At 75.2% G+C, this 17,056-nt stretch carries 16 protein-coding genes; 12 read left to right on the top strand and 4 right to left on the bottom strand.

Annotation, left to right across the window (positions count from 1 at the left end; translation table 11 throughout):
- Positions 1-15 precede the first annotated feature (15 nt).
- The 6 genes from SLAV_RS32735 to SLAV_RS32760 all read left to right on the top strand — a co-directional run bounded on the left by SLAV_RS32735 (position 16) and on the right by SLAV_RS32760 (position 6,012).
- Positions 16-1,008 carry an ABC transporter permease gene (locus tag SLAV_RS32735; RefSeq protein ID WP_037687530.1) on the top strand — a complete coding sequence of 331 codons (993 nt, stop codon included), beginning with the start codon at positions 16-18 and terminating at the stop codon, positions 1,006-1,008.
- Between the two features lie 53 nt (positions 1,009-1,061).
- Complete coding sequence (locus SLAV_RS32740) at positions 1,062-2,615, top strand: FAD/NAD(P)-binding protein (RefSeq protein WP_051841041.1); 1,554 nt, start codon at positions 1,062-1,064, stop codon at positions 2,613-2,615.
- Complete coding sequence (locus SLAV_RS32745) at positions 2,612-3,034, top strand: tyrosinase family oxidase copper chaperone (RefSeq protein WP_030231595.1); 423 nt, start codon at positions 2,612-2,614, stop codon at positions 3,032-3,034. The genes SLAV_RS32740 and SLAV_RS32745 overlap by 4 nt, the downstream gene beginning before the upstream one ends.
- Before the next feature lie 49 nt (positions 3,035-3,083).
- A complete protein-coding gene (locus tag SLAV_RS32750; RefSeq protein WP_030231593.1) occupies positions 3,084-3,950 on the top strand; it encodes a tyrosinase family protein in 867 nt (288 codons plus the stop codon).
- A 59-nt stretch (positions 3,951-4,009) separates the two neighbouring features.
- Positions 4,010-4,462, top strand: a complete 453-nt coding sequence (locus SLAV_RS32755; protein WP_051841040.1) for a MoaF-related domain-containing protein — start codon at positions 4,010-4,012, stop codon at positions 4,460-4,462.
- A gap of 74 nt (positions 4,463-4,536) precedes the next feature.
- A complete protein-coding gene (locus tag SLAV_RS32760) occupies positions 4,537-6,012 on the top strand; it encodes an amino acid permease (protein ID WP_078950382.1) in 1,476 nt (491 codons plus the stop codon).
- Positions 6,013-6,077: 65 nt separating this feature from the next.
- Here SLAV_RS32760 and SLAV_RS32765 read toward each other — a convergent pair whose 3' ends face one another.
- Positions 6,078-6,995: a helix-turn-helix transcriptional regulator gene (locus SLAV_RS32765; protein WP_158740701.1), complete on the bottom strand. Its 918-nt coding sequence runs from the start codon at positions 6,993-6,995 to the stop codon at positions 6,078-6,080.
- A 211-nt stretch (positions 6,996-7,206) separates the two neighbouring features.
- Here SLAV_RS32765 and SLAV_RS32770 point away from each other — a divergent pair, with 211 nt between their 5' ends.
- From SLAV_RS32770 to SLAV_RS32785, 4 genes are read left to right on the top strand one after another with little or no spacing between them, the layout of a single operon-like run.
- Positions 7,207-7,587 carry an SgcJ/EcaC family oxidoreductase gene (locus SLAV_RS32770; protein WP_030231582.1) on the top strand — a complete coding sequence of 127 codons (381 nt, stop codon included), beginning with the start codon at positions 7,207-7,209 and terminating at the stop codon, positions 7,585-7,587.
- Between the two features lie 37 nt (positions 7,588-7,624).
- Positions 7,625-8,566: an oxygenase MpaB family protein gene (locus tag SLAV_RS32775; RefSeq protein ID WP_030231580.1), complete on the top strand. Its 942-nt coding sequence runs from the start codon at positions 7,625-7,627 to the stop codon at positions 8,564-8,566.
- On the top strand, positions 8,548-10,635 hold the full coding sequence (locus SLAV_RS32780; RefSeq protein ID WP_030231577.1) for a serine/threonine-protein kinase: 2,088 nt from the start codon (positions 8,548-8,550) through the stop codon (positions 10,633-10,635). The genes SLAV_RS32775 and SLAV_RS32780 overlap by 19 nt, the downstream gene beginning before the upstream one ends.
- The gene (locus SLAV_RS32785) at positions 10,632-12,209 is read left to right on the top strand and encodes a phytoene desaturase family protein (RefSeq protein WP_030231574.1); all 1,578 of its coding nucleotides are present in this window, start codon (positions 10,632-10,634) and stop codon (positions 12,207-12,209) included. The genes SLAV_RS32780 and SLAV_RS32785 overlap by 4 nt, the downstream gene beginning before the upstream one ends.
- Positions 12,210-12,290: 81 nt before the next feature.
- Here the strand turns inward: SLAV_RS32785 and SLAV_RS32790 are convergent, their stop codons facing one another.
- Positions 12,291-12,737 carry a nitroreductase family deazaflavin-dependent oxidoreductase gene (locus SLAV_RS32790; RefSeq protein ID WP_030231572.1) on the bottom strand — a complete coding sequence of 149 codons (447 nt, stop codon included), beginning with the start codon at positions 12,735-12,737 and terminating at the stop codon, positions 12,291-12,293.
- 74 nt (positions 12,738-12,811) lie between these two features.
- Positions 12,812-13,978, bottom strand: coding sequence for an FAD-dependent monooxygenase (locus tag SLAV_RS32795; protein ID WP_037687529.1), 1,167 nt, complete (start codon positions 13,976-13,978; stop codon positions 12,812-12,814).
- An 82-nt stretch (positions 13,979-14,060) separates the two neighbouring features.
- On the opposite strand from SLAV_RS32795, the gene SLAV_RS32800 reads away from it, so the two are divergent.
- Together SLAV_RS32800 and SLAV_RS32805 are read left to right on the top strand one after the other, a co-directional pair.
- Positions 14,061-14,699 (top strand): TetR/AcrR family transcriptional regulator, encoded by a 639-nt coding sequence (locus SLAV_RS32800; protein ID WP_051841037.1) that lies wholly within the window; start codon positions 14,061-14,063, stop codon positions 14,697-14,699.
- A 9-nt stretch (positions 14,700-14,708) separates the two neighbouring features.
- The gene (locus tag SLAV_RS32805; protein WP_030231561.1) at positions 14,709-15,086 is read left to right on the top strand and encodes a VOC family protein; all 378 of its coding nucleotides are present in this window, start codon (positions 14,709-14,711) and stop codon (positions 15,084-15,086) included.
- 84 nt (positions 15,087-15,170) lie between these two features.
- Here the strand turns inward: SLAV_RS32805 and SLAV_RS32810 are convergent, their stop codons facing one another.
- Positions 15,171-16,997, bottom strand: a complete 1,827-nt coding sequence (locus SLAV_RS32810; protein WP_030231558.1) for a serine hydrolase domain-containing protein — start codon at positions 16,995-16,997, stop codon at positions 15,171-15,173.
- Positions 16,998-17,056 lie beyond the last annotated feature (59 nt).

Below are 17,056 nucleotides of genomic sequence, written 5' to 3' on the forward strand. Positions count from 1 at the left end.
CCCAGGAAGCCCCTCATGAGTTCCACAGCCTCACCGCGCGCCGAAGCGCGCACCGTCCTCATCATCGTCGCGATCGTGCAGTTCGTCATCGGCGGCTGGTTCTCGTGGTCGGCCTCCCGCGCCGAACCCCGCGACCTGCCCGTCCTCGTCGTCGCCGCCCCGGGCGCGGAGCAGCTCACCGAGCGGCTGCGCGAGGCCGCACCGGGCGCCTACGCGGTCAAGAGCGCGGCCACCGCCGAGGAGGCCGACGCCGCCCTGCGCGACCGCGAGGCCTACGGCGTCCTGCTGCCGGTCTCCGGCGGGCTGGAACTGCACCTCGCCTCCGCCGCGTCGCCCACCGTGGCCCAGACCCTCACCGGCCAGGCGCAGGAGCTCGCCGGCGGCCCCGTCCGCGTCACCGACGTGGTGCCCGCCGACGCCGACGACCCGCACGGCGCGGGGCTGTCCACGGGCTTCCTGCCGCTGCTGATCACCGCGGTGATCGCGGCCCTGCTCTTCGTCCTCAAGGTCCGCGACGCGGGCGCCCGACTCCTCGGCGCCGTCGGCTTCGCCGTCGTCTCCGGCCTGCTCAGCTCCCTGATGCTCACGCACCTCAGTGGGGTGCTGCCCGGAAACTACTTCGTCAACGCCGGCATCGTGGCCCTGCTGGAGCTCGCCATGGTCTCCGTGATCACCGGCCTCGGCTCGCTGGTCGGACCGCCCGGGATCGCCGTCGGCGCGGTGCTGATGTTCGTGGTCGGCAACCCGCTCTCCGGTCTGGCCTCGGCCCCCGAGATGCTGCCCCAGCCGTTCGGCGCGATCGGCCAGTTCCTTCCCGCCGGCGCCGCCGCCACGCTGCTGCGCACGGTGGGCCCCTTCGACGGAGCGGGCGCGGGCGGACCCGTCCTGGTGCTCGTGGTCTGGGCGCTGATCGGCCTCGGCCTGCTCTACGCGAGCTCCCGCCGCCGCCCCGCCCCGGCAGCCCCGCAGGACCCGTCCGCCGCCCCGCGGCCCGCCGCCGCGCACTGACCGCACGCGCGCCGGCCCCTCCCCGACTGACTCCTTTTCCGTGAAGGGTGACCATGAACACGAACTCCAGTGACCGCCCGCCGACGCGCATCGCCCTGGTCGGCGGAGGGGCCGCAGCCGTCTGCCTGCTGGACCGGCTGTCCCGCACCCCCGGCCTCGGGCGGGGGACGATCACCGTCTTCGAGCCCTCGGGCAGCCTCTGGCGCGGGCGCGCCTACCAGCTCGACACCGACGCCGTCCTCGCCAACATCATCCCGTCCGAGATGAGCGCGCGCGTCGGCGACCCCGGCCACTTCCTGCGCTGGCTCCGCGAGTTCGGCCTGCCCTTCGGGGAGGGGGACTACGCCGCCGACGGCTACTTCCCGCCCCGCTGGGTGTTCGGCAGCTACCTGGAGCGCACCGGTGAGACCGCCGTCCGCGCGCTCTCCCTCGACGGTCTGCCCGTCCGGATCGTCAGGGAGGCGGTCGTCGCCGCCCGCGAGACCGACCGGGAGGTGGTGCTGACCTCCTCCGACGGCCGGTCGCAGGCCTTCGACTACGTGGTCTGCGCCGTCGGCGCCGGCCGCCCCGCCGACCACTACGGACTCCACGGATCCCCGGGCTACTTCGGCGACCCCTACCCGCTCGGCACCACCGTCGCCGCGGTCCCGGAGTCCGCCGACGTCACCGTCCTCGGCACCGGCCTCGCCGCCGTCGACGCCGTGGTCTCCCTCGCCGCCCACGGCCACCGGGGCCGGATCACCATGGCCTCCCGCAACGGCGCGCTCCCGGCCGTCCGCCAGCGACCCGTCTTCCCGGAGATCACGCACTTCACCCCGGCCGCCCTGCACGCGGCGGCCGCCCGGTCCGACGACCGGTGGATCGAGCTGGGCGACGTACTCGACCTCCTCGGGCGGGAGCTGGCCGAACACGGCGCCGACCCGTCCGTGGTCCTGGCCGAACTGCTCTCCCTCGGCGACGAGGCCCCGATGGAGCGGCTGCGCCGCCAGTACGAGGACCTCGACGCGGCGGACACCGGCCTGCGGGTCCTGCAGCACGCGGTGCCCGAGAGCGGCCCGGACGCCTGGACCCTGCTGCGCCCGGAGGACCAGCGGTTCATCCGCGAGAACCACTACCGGGCCGTGATGAGCCTGTGCTGCCCGATGCCGCCCGCCAACGCGCGCCGGCTCCTCGACCTGCACCGGACCGGCCGGCTGCACGTCACGGGCGGCCTGTGGAACGTGAAGCCGCTGGCCGCGGGAGGCTTCCACGTCGCCGCCGACACCGGGGAGTACGAGAGCGACGTCGTCATCAACGCCGTCAGTGCCCCCTCGCACCGGGTGCCCGAGCGGGCCCGCCCCTTCCTCGACTCCCTCGTCGAGGACGGCATCGGCGAGTACCACCCGCACGGCGGTCTGCGCGTCGAACCGGCCACCAGCCGGGCCGTGGGCGGGGGGCGGGCGCACCGCCGGATGCACGCCATCGGCGACATGGGCGCCGGAACCCTCTTCTTCACCTCCGGCATGCCCTCCGTCCTCGAACGGGCCGACGACATAGTCCGCGCCGTCGTGGAGGACCTCACGGCCGCCGCCCAAGCACCCACCACCCTCCAGGAGCAGCCCGCATGAGCCCCCGCACCGCCCCCGTCACCCGCCGGGACATGATGCGCGCCGCCCTGACCACCGCGGTGGTCGTCGGCACCAGCGCCGCCGTCGCCCCCATCGTGCTGGCCGACCCGGCCCCCGCCCCCGCCCCGGCCGCCCCCCGCGGCACCTTCGACGAGGTGTACCGGGGCCGCCGGATCCAGGGCGGGCCGGTCCCCGTCCGCTACGCCTCCGCCCGGGGCGCCGCCGCCCCTGCCTCCGGACCGGGCGTGGAGATCAGCATCGACGGCCGTCCGCTGCACGTCATGCGCCGCGCCGACGGCAGCTACCTGAGTCTCGTCAACCACTACCGGTCGTTCCCGACGCCGCTGGAGGCGGCGCGCGCGGCCGTGGACGAGATCGGCACCGCACAGCTCTCGACGGCCTCCTTCCACCACCACTGACCGCCGCCGACCACCACCGACCGCCGCCGAGGCGGGGAAACGGACACACGTGTACACCCGCAAGAACCAGAAGGACCTGGACCCCGACGAGCGCGCGAGGTTCGTGGGCGCCGTCCTGGAGGTCAAACGACGTGGCGTCTACGACGAGTTCGTCCGGCTGCACGGCCGGTACTTCGTCTCCGACGGCGAGGGCGGACAGCGGGTGGGGCACATGTCCCCCTCCTTCTTCCCCTGGCACCGCCAGTACCTGCTGGAGTTCGAACGCGCCCTCCAGCAGGTCGACCCCGCGGTGACCCTGCCCTACTGGGACTGGACGGTGGACCAGGCGCCCTCCTCGTCCCCGTGGACCGACGACTTCCTCGGCGGCGACGGCCGCCCCGGCGACCACCGCGTCATGACGGGTCCGTTCGCCTTCGACGGGGGCAACTGGCCGGTGGACGTGGGCGTCACCGAGGAGAAGTACCTCATGCGCAGCTTCGGCCGCCCGGCCGATCCCGTCGCGCTGCCCACCCCCGCCGAACTGGAGTGGGCCATCGGCGACCCGGTCTACGACAGCGCCCCCTGGGACTCCACCTCCACCACCGCCGGCTTCCGCAACAAGGTCGAGGGCTGGACCGTCGGCGAGCAGGAGGGCTGGCACAACCACAACCGGGTCCACCTGTGGGTCGGCGGCCAGATGACCGGCGGGACCTCGCCCAACGACCCCGTCTTCTGGCTCCACCACACCTTCATCGACCTCATCTGGGCCCGCTGGCAGCGCCGCCACCGGGGCTCCGGATACGAGCCCGCCCGGCCGCTGCCCGCATCCGACCCCCAGCACGGCCGGGTCGTCAGCCTCGACGAGCCCCTGTCCCCGTGGCAGGTGCGCCCCTCCGAACTGCTCGACCACACCCGCTTCTACCTGTACGCCGAGTGATCCGTCCGCACCCGCGGCCCGTCACCGCTTCCCGTCCCACCCACCGAAAAGGAACCGTCATGCGCATCCGCACCCTCCGCACCGCCGTCCCGGCCCTCGCCGCCGCGGCCCTGATCACCCTGGCCGGGGCCCCGTCGGCGCAGGCCGCCCCCGCGCAGGCGGCCTCCGCCCCGGCGCCCGCCGCCGTCCCGGACTTCGCGGGTCACACGTACGTCCTCACGCTCGACAACGGCGCGGTCCTGCGCAACTCCTACTCCGCGGACGGCACCACCCTGGACTGGACCGCCCTGGAGGGCCCGATGGCCGGGCACGGCGGCCGGGAGGCGCTCTCCGTGCGCGCCGTCGGCGAGGGTCTGTACTTCGTCAACTGGGTCGAGGCCTCGGGCATGACGGTCAGCCACGTGATGGACCTCGGCCGCGGCACCGTCAGCGTCTACTGGACCTACGCCACCCCCGACGGCGGCCGGACCGGCGAACTGCACACCGCGACGCTCCAGCGCGTCTCTTCTTGACCGGCACGGTCGGGCGGGGCCGGGCGCACGGCGTCCGGCCCCGCCCGCACCCGTTTCCAGGGGGGAAACACCACATGCCCGTACCACCGACCGGCTCGGCGCCCGCGCCCACCGCTCCCGCGCCCACCGCGCCCGCACCGCTGCCCGCCCCGCCGACGGGGGCCGGGCCTCCGGCCCCCGGCGCCCCGGGCGGGGAGGGGCTCGCGGGCTCCCTGAGGCCGCGCCACCTCACCATGCTGGCCCTGGGCGGGGTCATCGGGGCCGGCCTGTTCGTCGGGTCCGGCACCGGCCTGCGGATCGCGGGCCCGGCCATCATCCTCTCGTACGCCCTCGCAGCCGCCCTGGCCCTGCTGGTGATGCGGATGCTCGGCGAGATGGCCGCCGCCATGCCGGCCGGCGGATCGTTCTCCGTCTACGCCGACCGCGCCCTCGGCCGGTGGGCCGGATTCACCGCGGGCTGGCTGTACTGGGCGGTGACGGCCATCGCGATCGCCATCGAGCTGATCGCCGCCGCGACGATCCTGCACCAGTGGATGCCGGCCGTTCCGCAGTGGGCGATCGCCCTCGTGGCGCTCGGCGTCTTCACCCAGTCCAACATGCTGTCGGTCTCCTCCTTCGGGGAGGCCGAGTTCTGGTTCGCGGGCATCAAGGTCGCGGCCATCATCGCCTTCCTCGCCCTCGGCGTGGCCGCCCTGTGCGGGGCGGTCCCCGGCGTCGACGCCCCGGGCATGGCCAACCTGACCGGCCGCGGCGGTTTCCTCCCGCAGGGGTGGAACAGCGTGGTGGCGGGACTGCTCACCGTCGTCTTCGCCTTCGGCGGCATGGAGGTCATCACGATGGCGGCCGCGGAGTCCGGGGACCCGGCCCGCTCCGTCACCAAGGCGGTCGGCAGCGCGATCTGGCGGATCAGCCTCTTCTACCTCGGCTCGATCGCCGTCATCATCACCCTGCTGCCCTGGGACGCGGCCGTCCCCGGCCGCAGCCCCTACGTCGCCGTCCTGGACCGGCTCGGCATCCCCGGCGCGGGACGGCTGATCGAGGTCGTCGTACTCATCGCCCTGCTCTCGGCGATGAACGCCAACCTCTACGGCGCCTCGCGCATGGCCCACTCGCTCGCCGTGCGCGGGGAGGCGCCGCGCCTGCTGCGGCGCACCTCGGGCCGCGGGGCCCCGCGCCCGGCGGTGGCGGCGTCGGCGGCCTTCGGCTTCGTCGCGATCGGCCTGGACCACTGCTGGCCGGAGCGGATCCTGCCGTTCCTGGCCAAGGCCATGGGCGGGTCCATGCTGTACATGTGGCTGACGGTGGCGGCCGCCCACCTGGTGCTGCGGCGCCGCCTGGAGCGGGAGTCCCCGCACCTGCTGGTGGTGCGCACGCGGGGGTTCCCGTACCTGTCCTGGCTCGCCGCCGCGGGCATCGTCGCCGTGCTGCTGCTGATGGCCGTCGATCCGCAGGCGCGCGGGCAGCTGGGCTGGTCGACGCTGCTGGTGCTGGTCCTGCTGGCGGCCGCGGGAGTGCGGGCGCTGTGGGCGCGCCGGGCGTCCGGCCGCTGAAGGCGGGGCCCGGCCGGGAGGGTTCCCGGCCGGGCCGTACGGATGGTCTGGGCGGTGGCGCGGCGTCAGGCCGACAGCGGATCGCAGTCCCGCTCGGCGCCCTCGTCCGCGGGCAGCAGCCCCGACGTGGCGATGAGGTAGCCGAGCTGGGCCCGGCTGCGGCTCTGGAGCAGGGCGGCGATCCGGCTCACGTGGGCCGCGACGGTACGCCGGCTGGTGCCCAGCCGCCGGGCGATCGCCTCGTCGGTGTACCCGGCCACCAGCAGGCGCATCACGGCCCGCTGGATCTCGTCCGCGATGTCGGGTTCCACGGTGCGCGAGGCGCGCGGGTCGACGGACGAGCCGCGCTCCCAGGCCTCCTCGAAGACCTGCACCAGGAAGGCGACGATGGCCGGTTGCCTGATCTCCAGGGCCGAGGTGCGGGCCTCGACGTGGCCCGGCACGTAGGCGACGGCGCGGTCGACGACGACCAGCCGGTCGAAGACGTGGTCCAGGGTGCGGACCTCGCAGCCCGCCTCGGTCAGCCGCTCGATGTGGCGCAGGGTGGCCGCGTGGGTCCGCACCGCGTGCGGATAGAGCGTCCGGTGGCGGGCGGGGCCGCGGACGTGGTCGAGTTCGTCCAGGTCGTAGGAGACCCGGGAGCCCCCGGGCTGCACGGTCATCAGTTCCTCACGGCACTCGCGGACCGCGTGGGCCAGCGTGGAGTGGACGACCTTCTCCCCGTCGATCGGCGTGGCCCAGCCGGTGTGTTCGCGCTGCGCCGCGGTGTAGATCGCGGCGACCGGAACGAAGCTGCCGGCGATGGCCTGCGCGTCCCTGCGCTGCTTCTGCAGCGACTGCTCGATGGGCCGGACCAGTTCGGCCTTGGCCACGTCCGGCGAGACGGGCACCAGCACCGTCGGATCGTCGGGCGGAGGGACCAGCAGCCCCATCCGCAACAGGCAGGCCGGTGCGCCCTCCCTGGGCGCGCACCCCTTCACCACGGCCTTGCGGTAGAAGCCGAGGCCCTCACCGCATACGCCGCCCCCTCCTCCTGCAGAGTCGTCACCTTCACAACATTCCCCCGTGTACTGCCTTGCAAGATCCTGCATGGCGCCATTATGCACGTGAAAATCCAGCCACTATCGGTCGATTATCTGTCATCTTGGTGTCTTAATGAGTTGTTGACCATGGAACCGGAGGTAACAGGGCAAAATGGCAAGCAGATTCGGTGTGCTGGCCGAGGTCCTCGAAACATGGCGCACGGCCTTCGACGAACGGCGCGTGGACGACCTCGTGGACCTCTTCTCCGACGACGCCCTCTTCCAGGGGCTGTCCCCCCGCCTCCTCGCCGGACGGGACGAGATCCGCACCTACTACGCGAACGTCCCGCCCGGCACCACGGCGACCGTGGAGGTCCTGCACTCCCGCCCGCTCGCCGCCGAGGCGCTCGCCGGATTCGCCGACGTGACGTTCCGGACGGTGACCCCGCAGGATCCGGCCGGCACCCCGCTCCCGGTCCGCCTCTCGGTCATCGCCCAGCACCTCGACGACAGCTGGCGGATCCGCCAGTACCACGTCTCACGGGTGGGCTGACCCCCTCCCGGGTAGGCTCCCCGGCGGGAGGCGGGCCATGAGCACAGCTCCGTACGGGGGTGCGGACCCGGGGCTCTACGGGCCCGGGTCCGTCACCTGGCAGTGCCACGGCGACCCGGTCATGTGGATCGCCGGCGTCCGCGCGCTCTACCTCCAGGCCCTCCACCCCCGCGCCGTGCGCGGGGTGATGGCGAACAGCACCTTCCACCGCGACGCCTGGGGCCGGCTGCTGCGCACCGCCGACTTCGTCGGCACCCTCACCTACGGCACCACCGACACCGCCGAGCGGGCCGGGGCCCGGGTCCGGGCCCTGCACGCCCGGCTGTCCGCCACCGACCCGGACACCGGGGAGCGCTTCCGCGTCGACGACCCCGAACTGCTGCTGTGGGTGCACTGCGCGCAGATCGACAGCTTCCTCCACGTCCTGCTCCGCTCCGGCGTCCCCCTCACCGCGGACCAGGCCGACCGCTACGTGGACGAGAACCGGGTGAACGCGCGCCTCGTCGGCCTCGACCCGGCCGACGTGCCCGCCGACACCGCCGCGCTCGCCGCGTACTTCGAGGAGGTCCGTCCCCGCCTCGCCGCCGGGGCCGACGCCCGCGCCGTCGACGACTTCCTGCGGGCCCCGCCCGTACACCCCCTCCTCGTCCCTGGCCGAAACCTGCTGTGGAGACCGCTCGCCGAAACCGCCTACGGGACCCTGCCCGACTGGGCGCACCGGCTCTACGGGCGCCCCGCCCCGCCCCCGCGTGTCGTCACCCGGCGCCTGCGCCTCACGGGTCGCGTGTTGCGCAGCATTCCCGCAGGTCTACGCTGGCGGCTGCCTCCAGGTCACATCTTGAAAGCGATGCGCCGGCTGGGCCCCGGGAGCCGCCCCTGCGCGTACACACTGCGTACACCAGCGGCCATACTGGACCGGCCGAGGAGGGCGCGGCACGACGACGGGGGCGGCTTTAAGACATGGCGGAGTCCAGACTGATCCAGGGCCGGTACCGGTCACTCGATCTGATCGGGCGCGGCGGCATGGGCGAGGTGTGGCGCGCCCGGGACGAATCGCTCGGCCGTCAGGTCGCGGTGAAGTGCCTCAAGCCCATCGGGCCCGAACAGGACGCCCACTTCACCCAGGTCCTGCGCGAGCGCTTCCGCCGCGAGGCCCGGGTCGCGGCCTCGCTCCAGCACCGGGGCGTCACCGTCGTCCACGACTTCGGCGACGACAGCGCGGCGGGCGGTCCCCTCTACCTCGTCATGGAACTGCTCGAAGGCCGCAACCTCAGCCAGCTGATGGAGGACAACGAGGCGCGCCCGCTCCCCGTCGACGTGGTCCTCGACATCGCCGAGCAGATGGCCGCGGCCCTCGGCTACACCCACGACCAGGGCGTCGTCCACCGCGACCTCAAGCCCGCGAACATCATGCGGCTGACCGACGGCACCGTGAAGATCTGTGACTTCGGCATCGCGCGGCTGGCCCACGACATCGGCTTCACCGCCAAGCTCACCGGCGGCGGCATGGCCATGGGCACCCCCCACTACATGTCGCCCGAGCAGATCGCGGGCGGCGAGGTCGACCACCTCAGCGACCTCTACTCCCTCGGCTGCGTCCTCTACGAGATCGCCACCGGAGCCCCGCCCTTCGACCTCGGCGACTCCTGGTCCGTGCTCGTCGGCCACCGCGACAACGTCCCCGTACCGCTGCGCGACCACCGCCCGGAGCTGCCCGCCCACTTCGAGCAGCTCGTCCTGGAACTCCTCGCCAAGCGCCCCGAGGACCGGCCCGGCGACGCCCGGCACCTGCACCGCCGCCTCGTCGAGGGCCGCTCCGGCACCGGCGGGCCGGCCGCCCCGCACCCGCCGCTGCCCGCGTGGGCCGCGGGGATGACCGCCGGACGCAAGGCCGGGATCGACGCCCGGCCCGCCAGCGGGGAGTGGGCCGTGCTCACCGGCTCCTGGACCGCCGCCCGCCCCGCGGCGCCTGCCACCGGCACGGGCTCGGGGGAGCAGCGGATCCTGCGGCCCGCACCCGCCGAGGACCCGCGCCTCACCCCCGTCCACGGACTCGCGGGCCCGCCCGTCGCACCCGGCCCGGACCGCCCCGACGCGCTCGACGCCGGGCACACCCGCGCGTTCGTCCTCAGCCGCTCCGGCCACCCCGAGGAAGCCCTCTCCGTGTACGCGGCCGTCGCCCAGGGGCGGGCCAGGGTCCTGGGGCCGGACCACGCCGACACCCTCGCGGCGCGCCAGGAGGAGGCGTACGAGCTGGGGCGGCTCGGCCGGCACGGCGAGGCGTACGAGACCTACCGCGCGGTGCTCGCCGCCCTCGTGCGCACCGCGGGCCCGCGCCACCCCGACACCCTGCGCTGCCACCACAGCCTGGCCTGCGCCCTGAGCGCCCTGGGCCGGCACGCCGAAGCCCACGCCGCCGCGGCCGGGGTGGCCGCCGAACGCGCCGCCGTGCTCGGCGCCGAGCACCCGGACACCCTGCGCACCCGCTACGAGGCCGCCTACTCCCTCGGCCGGCTCGGCCGCTGGGGCGAGGCCCTGACCGGCTTCCGCCACGTCGCCGCCGTACGGGAGCGGGTACTGGGCCGGGACCACCCCGACTCCCTCGCCGCCCGCTACGAGACCGGCATCGCGCTCGGCCGCACCGGCCGCGCCGCGGAGGCCCTCGACCTCTTCCGCGCCCTGGTCCGCGACCGCACCCGGGCCTACGGCGCCTCGGACCCGGAGACCCTGCGCGCCCGCCACGTCCTCGGCGTCAACCTCGGCCGGCTGGACCGCTGGGAGGAGGCCGTGGCCGAGGCCCGCGCGGTCGGCGCCGCCCGCGCCAAGGCCCTGGGGGCCGAACACCAGGACACCCTGGTCAGCAGGCGCGAACTCGCCGTGGGGCTGGGCCGCCTGGGCCGCTGGGACGAGGCCCTGCCCATCTACCGGGACCTGTCGGGCATCCGCGAGCGGTCCCTCGGCGACGAGCACCCGGACACCGCCCTGGCCCACGCCGACGAGGCGCACTGTCTGGAGCGGCTCGGCCAGGTGTGCTACCAAGAGCCATGACGACCTTCGGGCGGGACGTGTACGACGACGTGATCGTGGGCGGTGGGCACAACGGCCTGGTGGCCGCCGCGTACCTGGCCCGGGCGGGCCGCTCGGTGCTGGTCCTGGAGCGGCTGGGGAACACGGGCGGGGCGGCGATCTCCAGCCGTCCCTTCGTGGGCGTCGACGCCAGACTCTCGCGCTACTCGTACCTCGTGTCCCTGCTGCCGTCGAAGATCGTGCGCGACCTGGACCTGCGGTTCGCGGTACGCCGCCGCACGATCTCCTCGTACACGCCCACGGAGCGGGGCGGGCGGCCCGGCGGACTGCTCGTCGGCGGCGGGGAGCAGCGCACCCGGGAGTCCTTCGCACGGCTGACCGGCTCGGAGCGGGAGTACGAGAGCTGGCGCGCCTTCTACGGGACCACGGGGCGGGTCGCCGAGAAGGTGTTCCCGACCCTGACCGAGCCCCTGCCCACGCGGGCGGAGCTGCGGGCCCGGATCGACGACGAGGCCGCCTGGCGGATGCTCTTCGAGGAGCCCCTCGGGCAGGCCGTGGAGCGGAACTTCGCCGACGACCTGGTCCGCGGGGTGGTCCTCACGGACGGGCTGATCGGCACCTTCGCGGACGCGCACGACCCCTCCCTCGCGCAGAACCGCTGCTTCCTCTACCACGTCATCGGCGGCGGGACCGGCGACTGGGACGTCCCCGTGGGCGGCATGGGCGCGCTCACGGACGCCCTCGCGGCAGCGGCGACCAAGGCGGGGGCGGAGATCGCCACCGGCCACGAGGTGCTGCGGATCGACACGGACGGGGTCGCCCCGGCCGAGGTGGTGTTCCGCACGGCGACCGGGGAGGGCCGCGTCGTCGGCCGCACGGTCCTGGTGAACGCCTCGCCGCAGGCCCTGGCCGAACTCCTCGGCGAGGAACCGGACCGGGCCGCCCCGGCCCCGGAAGGGGCCCAGTTCAAGGTCAACATGCTGCTGAGCCGCCTGCCCCGGCTGCGCGACGCCTCCGTGGACCCCCGCGAGGCCTTCGGCGGCACCTTCCACATCGCCGAGGGGTACGAGGAGCTGCGCCGCGCCCACGCGGAGGCCGCCGCCGGGGAACTGCCGTCCGTGCCGCCCTCGGAGATCTACTGCCACTCCCTGACCGACCCCTCGATCCTCGGGCCGGAGCTCGTGGAGCGGGGCTGCCAGACGCTCACCCTCTTCGGACTGCACACCCCGGCCCGGCTGTTCGGACACGACAACCAGCAGGCCCGCGAGGTGCTCCTGACCGCCACGCTGGCCCAGCTGGACGCCCACCTGGCCGAGCCGATCACCGACTGCCTGGCCTTCGACGCCGACGACCGCCCCTGCATCGAGGCCAAGACCCCGCTGGACCTGGAGCGCGAACTGCGCCTGCCCGGCGGGCACATCTTCCACCGGGACCTGTCCTGGCCCTACGCGGACCCCGCGACCGACGCCGCCGGACGCTGGGGCGTGGCCACCGCGCACCCCAACGTCCTGCTGTGCGGCGCGGGCGCGGTCCGCGGCGGCGGCGTCAGCGGGGTCCCCGGGCACAACGCGGCGATGGCGGTACTGGGGCACTGACCGCCGGGGCCCTGACCGCCGGGGCACCGACGGCCGGGGCGCCGACCGGGCCCCGCCGCCGGGGGCCCGGTCCCGCTCCCGTCAGACCGGCTCGATCACCACGATCGGGATCTCGCGGTCGGTCTTGGCCTGGTACTCGTCGTACGCGGGCCAGTGACCGACCATCAGCGGCCAGTACGCGGCCCGCTCCTCGGGGGTGGCCGTGCGCGCCGTCCCCTGTCGGACCTCGGAGCCGACCTGGACGCGCACCCGGGGGTCGGCCGTCAGGTTCCGGTACCACAGGGGGGCCTCGTCCGCCCCGCCCTTGGAGGCGACGACGAGGTAGCGGCCGTCGGCCTCGCCGTAGATGAGGGGCGTGCGCACCGGGTTGCCGGACACCCGGCCCACGGTGGTGAGGAGGAGGGTCTGGGTGCCGTTCCAGTGGTGGCCCTCGGCCCCGTTCGAGCCGACGTAGAGCCGGACGTGGTCCAGCTGCCAGCTCCCGGGCCTCGGGTCGGTGGGGTGTTCCCAGTCGATCTCGGTCGTCATGTGTGTTCCGCCTGCCTTCGTGTCGAACGGTCAGCAGTCCCGACAACGAGTGCGAACGCCGGTGGGCACGGTCTTCATTCCGGCTGCTCCGGAAGGGCGAACCCGTCGTACAGGTCGTCCAGGGCGTGCTGCGCGGCACGGTCCGGCAGGAGGCGCACGGCCAGGTCGCGGGCGGCCACGGCCAGCGGGTGGGAGAGCATCGTGACCCGGCCGGCCCGGCGGGCGCGGAGCCGGATCGCGTCGGTGCGGGCGAGACGGGCCCGGCTGTAGGCGGCGAGCGCGGCGGGCACCGCGTCGGCGCCGGCCGCCAGATGGGCCAGGACCACGGCGTCCTCGATCGCCTGGCAGCCGCCCTGGCCGAGGTGGGGGGTCATCGCGTGCGCGGCGTCGCCGACCCAGGCCGTCCGGCCGTCGTGGAGGCGGGGGAGCGGGCCCGCGAGGTCGTACAGGTCGTGCTGGAGGACGGCCCCGGGGTCGAACCGCGCGAGCAGGGCCGGGACCGGGTCGTGCCAGTCGCCGAAGCGGTCGCGCAGTTCCCCCGGTACGTCGGCGGGACGGTGGCCCTCGGGGACGACGGCGGTGGCGTACGCGTAGAGCCGGCCGTCGGCGAGCGGGACCGCCCCGAAGCGCCGGCCGCGGCCCCAGGTCTCGAAGGCCCCGGGCAGGGCGGGTCCGCCGGCCGGCAGGACGGTGCGCCAGGCGGTCTCCCCGCTGTAGCGCAGGCCCGGGTGGTCCGGGAAGTGCCGCAGGCGCAGGGGGCTGTGGATGCCGTCGGCGGCGACCAGCAGATCGGCCGGGAGCTCCCCGGCGTCCGTACGGACCACCGTGCGCCCGCCGTCCGGGTCCGCGCCGGTGACGGCGGTCCCGTAGCGCAGGGCGCCCTCGGGCAGGGCCTCGGCCAGGGCACCGGCGAAGGCCGCCCGGTGCACGGCGAGCGAGGGCCGGCCGTAGCGGGCGGTGAGCGCGGCGGTGTCGGCGCGGACCAGCCAGGTCCCGTCGGGGCGGCGCAGCCCCATGGCGGACGGGACGGCGCGGCCCGACGCCCGTCCCGCGTCGAATCCGATCGCCTCCAGGGCCCGCAGGGCGTTCGGCGCGAGCACGATGCCCGCGCCCGCGGAGGTCGGCCCGGCCGCCCGCTCGCAGACGGTGACCCGCCAGCCCCGGCGGTGCAGGGCCAGGGCGGCGGTGAGCCCCCCGATCCCGGCACCCGCGACGACGGCGTGACGCGGACGCTTGTCCATGGTGCGGCCTTCCTGCCGGCTCGACGCCCTCTACATCCGTAGAGGGTGAGATGCCGTCACTCTACAGCTGTAGAGTGACGGCATGTCCACCCCCGAGCCGGGCGCCCCGGCCGACGCGCCGAAGCCCGCACCGAAGCCCGCGCCGGACCGCCGCGCCCTGATCTCCGACGCCGCGATCGCCCTGGTCGCGGCCGGCGGACTGCGGAGCCTGACCCACCGGGCCGTCGACGGGGCCGCGGGGCTGCCCGCGGGCAGCACCTCGTACTACTTCCGCACCCGTGCCGCGCTGGTCGGCGCCTGCTACCGGCGGCTGGCCGAGCTGGACCTCGCCGACTTCGAGGAGGACGCCCGCACGCCCGGCCCCTGGGACCGGGACGCGGCCGCGCGGGCGCTCGGCGCGCTCCTGCACCGGTGGCTGACCGGGGGGCGGGAGCGCCAGCTGGCCCGCTTCGAGCTGAGCCTGGAGGCCGCCCGCACCCCGGAGGCGGCCCCCGAGCTGCTCCGCGCGGGCCTCGCCGTCCGCGCCCGCGCCGCCGGCCTCCTCGGGGCACTCGGCGCCGACCGGCCGGACGAGCGCGCCGCCCTGCTGGCCGCCTGGACGGACGGGCTGCTCTACGACCGCCTCGCGGGCGCCCTGGCGGGCACGCGTCCGGCGCCGGATCCCGCCGAACTGGCCTCCACCGCCCGCCTCATGATCGATGCGGCGCTGGCCTCCCCGTAGGCTGCCGCCATGATTGCCGAACTGCAGTGCGTGGTGCTGGACTGTCCGGAGCCCCTGGGGCTCGCCGAGTTCTACGCGGGCCTGCTGGGCGGGGAGGTCAACCGCCCGGACCGGCGCTGGTCCGTGGACGAGGACTGGGCCACGCTGCACACCCCGAACGGGCAGGTGCTGTGCTTCCAGCGGGCCGCCGGGTACCTGCCGCCGAGCTGGCCCGACCCGGAACTGCCGCAGCAGTTCCACCTGGACCTCGCCGTCCCGGACCTCGACCGCGGCCAGGAACAGGTCCTCGCCCTCGGCGCGCGCCTGCTGGAACAGGGGCCGCCCGAGCGTGACTGGCGCGTCTTCTCCGATCCCGCGGGCCACCCCTTCTGCCTCGTCCAGGGCTGACGGGCGCGGGTGCCGAGGGGCCGGTTCCGGCGGGCCCGTGCCGGCGGGCCGGGCCGGGGTGCCGCCGGCCCGCCGGTACCGCTCTCAGTCCGCCGAGCGGGTCCAGCCGGCGGCCTCCACCCGGGCCGCGTCCGCCGGCCGGTCCTCGGAGAACAGGAGCCGGGCCGGTTCGGCCACCCGGACCACGTCCACGTAGACCCCCCGCCCCACGTAGCGGCCGGTCGCGCCGTGGCGGAAGCGGAGCCTGACCTCGCGGCCCGCCCAGCCGGGCAGCGGGGCCTCCAGGCGGTGCCAGATGCGGCCCGACCAGCCGCCCGCGCTGCCCTGCGGCCACGACTCGGGGGCGCCGCCCGTGCTGCGGACGGTGGTGAAGGGGAGCGGCTCCCACACCGCCCCGTCGGCGGAGGCCTCCACGTGGAAGGCGCCCGCGCCGGGCACGGTGTCCCACCAGACGGCGCAGCGCAGCCGGGCCGAGTCGGTCGCGGGCGTGAGGGGAGGCAGGGTCAGGGTGCCGGAGCCGCCGGTCTCCATCCCCGAGTACCAGGCGGGTCCGCCGTGCCGGGTGCGGACGGGCACCGCGCGGGCGAAGCGGTTGCCGGTCGCCACCCGGGGCGCGCTGCCGGCCCGCCAGGTCCGCACCGGGTGGACGGAGTTGCCCAGCAGGACGAGGAAGGAGTCGGTGGAGGGGTCCAGGACCAGCGAGGTCCCGGTGAACCCGGTGTGCCCCGCCGAGTGCGGGGTGGCCATGGCGCCCATGTACCAGTGCTGGTAGAGCTCGAAGCCCAGGCCGTGGTCGTCGCCGGGGAAGGCCGTGTTGAAATCGGTGAAGAGCAGCTCGACGGAGGCGGGGCGCAGGATGCGCCGGCCCGCGTAGGCCCCGCCGTCGAGCAGGGTGCGGGAGAGGACCGCCAGGTCCCAGGCGGTGCCGAAGACCCCGGCGTGGCCCGCGACCCCGCCGAGCGCGTGGGCGTTCTCGTCGTGGACCTCGCCCCACACCAGTCCCCGGTCCAGGCCCGACCAGGGCGGGCGCTGCACCTCGGTCGCGGCGGTGACCCGGCGCCAGGACGGCGGCGGGTTGTACCGGGTGCGGTGCATCCCGAGGGGGATGGCGATCTCCTCCTGGAGCAGGACGTCCAGCGTGTGGCCGGTGAGCCGTTCCAGGAGCAGCTGCAGCGTGATGAGGTTCAGGTCGGAGTAGCGGTACACGGTCCCGGGGGTGTCCTGCGGGCGCACCGACCACAGCAGCCTCAACTGCCCGGCGCGGGTGGACTCCTGGTAGAACGGCGCCCACGAGCGCAGCCCCGAGGTGTGCGTCAGCAGCTGCCGGACCGTGATGGCCTCCTTGCCCCCGCCGGTGAACTCACGGAGGTACCGCTCGACCGGGGCCTCCAGCTCCAGCAGGCCCCGCTCCATCTGCTGCACGGCCAGGATGGAGGTGAAGAGCTTGCTCAGCGAGGCGAGGTCGAAGACGGTGTCCTCGGCCATCGCGATCCGCTCGGCGGCCGGGAACTCCCGCGGCCGGTCGGTGCGCCCGTCGTAGTCGGCGTACCGGACGGCGTCGCCCATCGCGCGGTGCAGGGCCACCGTGCGGCCGCGGCCCGCGAGGACCACGGCCCCGGCGTAGTAGGGGTGTTCGGGGGAGGGGCCGAGGAAGCGCCGGGCCTCCTCCGCGACCCCCTCCAGGTGCCGCTCCAGCAACCCCGCCCGGCGGGCGGAGCCGTAGCGCAGCCGCAGCCCCTGCAGGGCCCGCCGCTCGGCGGCGCCGCCGCCCGCCGCGCCCGCGCCCTGCCCGGGCAGCGCGGCGTGCAGGACCAGCACCCCGCCCAGCGCCAGCAGCCGCGCCCCCAGTCGTCTGCGGCTCATCGTGCCACCGCTCCCGGCCGCCCGTGATCCCGTACCCGAACCGCCCATGTCCGGCCCTCCTGTTCCTGCCCGCGCACGCTACTGGCTATCTGCCCGCCCGCCGCGCA

The organism is Streptomyces lavendulae subsp. lavendulae (assembly GCF_002803845.1).
In the GTDB taxonomy this organism is placed as follows: domain Bacteria; phylum Actinomycetota; class Actinomycetes; order Streptomycetales; family Streptomycetaceae; genus Streptomyces; species Streptomyces lavendulae.

Excerpts from the sequence above, each read along its gene's own strand:
- SLAV_RS32755 (WP_051841040.1), top strand. The coding sequence starts at position 4,010 with ATGCGCATCCGCACCCTCCGCACCGCCGTCCCGGCCCTCGCCGCCGCG.
- SLAV_RS32745 (WP_030231595.1), top strand. The coding sequence starts at position 2,612 with ATGAGCCCCCGCACCGCCCCCGTCACCCGCCGGGACATGATGCGCGCC.
- SLAV_RS32790 (WP_030231572.1), bottom strand. The coding sequence starts at position 12,737 with ATGACGACCGAGATCGACTGGGAACACCCCACCGACCCGAGGCCCGGG.
- SLAV_RS32800 (WP_051841037.1), top strand. The coding sequence starts at position 14,061 with ATGTCCACCCCCGAGCCGGGCGCCCCGGCCGACGCGCCGAAGCCCGCA.
- SLAV_RS32760 (WP_078950382.1), top strand. The coding sequence starts at position 4,537 with ATGCCCGTACCACCGACCGGCTCGGCGCCCGCGCCCACCGCTCCCGCG.
- SLAV_RS32810 (WP_030231558.1), bottom strand. The coding sequence starts at position 16,997 with ATGGGCGGTTCGGGTACGGGATCACGGGCGGCCGGGAGCGGTGGCACG.
- SLAV_RS32805 (WP_030231561.1), top strand. The coding sequence starts at position 14,709 with ATGATTGCCGAACTGCAGTGCGTGGTGCTGGACTGTCCGGAGCCCCTG.
- SLAV_RS32735 (WP_037687530.1), top strand. The coding sequence starts at position 16 with ATGAGTTCCACAGCCTCACCGCGCGCCGAAGCGCGCACCGTCCTCATC.
- SLAV_RS32740 (WP_051841041.1), top strand. The coding sequence starts at position 1,062 with ATGAACACGAACTCCAGTGACCGCCCGCCGACGCGCATCGCCCTGGTC.
- SLAV_RS32795 (WP_037687529.1), bottom strand. The coding sequence starts at position 13,978 with ATGGACAAGCGTCCGCGTCACGCCGTCGTCGCGGGTGCCGGGATCGGG.
- SLAV_RS32775 (WP_030231580.1), top strand. The coding sequence starts at position 7,625 with ATGAGCACAGCTCCGTACGGGGGTGCGGACCCGGGGCTCTACGGGCCC.
- SLAV_RS32780 (WP_030231577.1), top strand. The coding sequence starts at position 8,548 with ATGGCGGAGTCCAGACTGATCCAGGGCCGGTACCGGTCACTCGATCTG.
- SLAV_RS32785 (WP_030231574.1), top strand. The coding sequence starts at position 10,632 with ATGACGACCTTCGGGCGGGACGTGTACGACGACGTGATCGTGGGCGGT.
- SLAV_RS32770 (WP_030231582.1), top strand. The coding sequence starts at position 7,207 with ATGGCAAGCAGATTCGGTGTGCTGGCCGAGGTCCTCGAAACATGGCGC.